Consider the following 265-nt stretch of genomic DNA (forward strand, 5'->3'; position numbering starts at 1 on the left):
GACGAGGCGCGGGCCGAGGCGGGCTCGATCGTGGCGGAGGCGAAGAGCGATGCGGACCGGGTCACTGCGTCGGGCCGAGCCGAGGCAGAACAGCTGCGGGCGTCGGCGGGCGCTGAGGCCGACCGGGCCGGGGCCGTTGCCCAGCAGGAGGTGAAGCGGGTGCAGGCGGAGCTCGAGCGGACGCGGGCTGAGCACGACCGGCAGCGCGCGACCGTGCTGGGCGAGCTGGCCGAGCAGCAGGCAGCCCTGCAGGACGAGGTTGCGC

1 protein-coding gene is annotated in these 265 nt (G+C 76.2%); it reads left to right on the forward strand.

Going from position 1 to position 265, the window contains the following annotated elements; all coding sequences use genetic code 11:
- A partial coding sequence (locus tag F0U47_RS21520; protein WP_223162855.1) for a hypothetical protein occupies positions 1-265 on the forward strand: 265 nt, incomplete at both ends.

Origin of the sequence: Nocardioides antri (assembly GCF_008373765.1) — a bacterium.
GTDB classification, from domain to species: domain Bacteria; phylum Actinomycetota; class Actinomycetes; order Propionibacteriales; family Nocardioidaceae; genus Nocardioides; species Nocardioides antri.